The sequence below is a fragment of the Saccharomonospora iraqiensis subsp. paurometabolica YIM 90007 genome, from assembly GCF_000231035.2.
Classification (GTDB): domain Bacteria; phylum Actinomycetota; class Actinomycetes; order Mycobacteriales; family Pseudonocardiaceae; genus Saccharomonospora; species Saccharomonospora paurometabolica.
This window is the reverse complement of the sequence record NZ_KI912218.1, coordinates 145,629-146,210: the sequence shown is the minus strand read 5'-3', so window position 1 is coordinate 146,210 and position 582 is coordinate 145,629. Positions and strand designations below refer to the sequence as shown.

Annotated in this window: 1 protein-coding gene; it reads left to right on the top strand. The window is 75.1% G+C overall.

Going from position 1 to position 582, the window contains the following annotated elements:
* Positions 1–428, top strand: a 428-nt coding sequence (locus tag SACPADRAFT_RS26255; RefSeq protein WP_007027913.1) for a DUF4333 domain-containing protein, incomplete at its 5' end; no start/stop codon positions are given.
* Between the last annotated feature and the right edge of the window lie 154 nt (positions 429–582).

The following is a 582-nucleotide window of genomic DNA, read 5'->3' as shown; positions in this document are numbered from 1 at the left end:
AGCCCCAGGGCGGCCCGCAGCAGTGGGGCGGGCCCCAGCCCTACGGGCAGACCCCGTACGGCCCGTACGGCGGCCAGCCCCCGGGCGGGTCGTCGGGCGGGCCCGGGAAGGGCCTCTGGATCGGCATCGGCGCGCTGGTGGTGGCGCTCGGTGTGGCCGCAGTGGTGCTGTTCGTGTGGCCGGGTGTGCTCAACACCACGGTGTTCGACCACGAACAGATGGCCGGCGACGTGCAGGAGGTCCTCACCGACGGCTACGGCCTGCCGAACGTGGGCGAGGTCACCTGCCCGGCCGACCAGGAAGTCGCCGCGGACACCACGTTCACCTGCGACGCCACCGTCGACGGCGCCCCGCACACCGTGGAGATCACGGTCACCGACGCCGACAACGCCGAGTACCGGGTCGGCCAGCCCCAGCCCGCCCGGTGACCGGAACGGCCCGGTGACCGCCCCGCCCGGCGGGGCGCGGGCGGGAAACCCGGTGGCGACCGGGCACGGCGGACGGACACGATGGGGCCGATGACCACCGTCGCCACCCGCGTCCTCGCCGAGGACGAACACCGCGCCGCCAACGACCTGTTCC